This is a genomic window from Streptomyces katrae (genome assembly GCF_000966975.1).
GTDB classification, from domain to species: Bacteria; Actinomycetota; Actinomycetes; order Streptomycetales; family Streptomycetaceae; genus Streptomyces; species Streptomyces katrae.
Genome location: NZ_JZWV01000683.1, coordinates 1 through 756 on the forward strand (window position 1 = coordinate 1; position 756 = coordinate 756).

Here is a 756-nt window from a genome sequence, read left to right on the forward strand (position 1 = left end):
CGGTTCGGCCGTGGCCGGGCTCCGGAGCTGCCGGATCCAGCACCGGGCGGCCACGCCCAGACCGGTATGGGACCCGGACCTGCCGTCGGCCGACCGCTTCCGTGCGCAGTGGCAGGAGGTACCCGACGACGGCCCGGTGGAGAACGGGTTCAAGGCCCAGTGGGAGCTGTTCCTGCGTCATGTCGTACGGGACGAGCCCTGGCGGTGGGACCTGCTCGCCGGGGCCCGCGGGGTACAGCTGGCCGCGCTCGGCCTGCGCTCCTGTGCGGAGGGGCGGCGGCTGCCGGTGCCGGAGGTGACGATGTGAACGGGATCCTGCTCCCCTCGGCGGACGGGGGCCTGCGCCTGTACCGGCCGTCGGCCGCTCCGCTGGGGCCGTTCGGCGGCGGCCCGGCCCGCAGCCGGATCTTCCATGCCGCCGCGCATGTGGCCGCGGCCCCTGCCACCCCGTCGGAGCGGGGCGGGCCGGTGGTCGACTGGGAGGCCACCCTGGGCTTCCGGCACCGGCTGTGGGCGCTGGGGCTCGGCGTGGCGGAGGCCATGGACACCGCCCAGCGGGGCATGGGCCTGGGCTGGCCGGAGGCGGCGGAGCTGATCCACCGGTCGGCGGGCGAGGCCCGGGCGGTGGGCGGCCGCATCGTCTGCGGCGCCGGGACCGATCAGCTGCGACCGGGCCGGGTCCACTCCCTCGCCGCGATCACCGCCGCGTACGGGGAACAGCTCGCGCACATCGAGGGCTGCGGGGCGGGCGCCGTG

Annotated in this window: 1 protein-coding gene and 1 pseudogene; both read left to right on the forward strand. The window is 77.2% G+C overall.

What is annotated here, in order from left to right:
* A pseudogene (locus VR44_RS23925) lies at positions 1 to 307 on the forward strand (Gfo/Idh/MocA family protein); the annotation flags it as partial.
* Positions 304 to 756, forward strand: a 453-nt coding sequence (locus tag VR44_RS23930) for a DUF993 family protein (RefSeq protein ID WP_157880388.1), incomplete at its 3' end; no start/stop codon positions are given. The pseudogene VR44_RS23925 and the gene VR44_RS23930, both read left to right, overlap by 4 nt.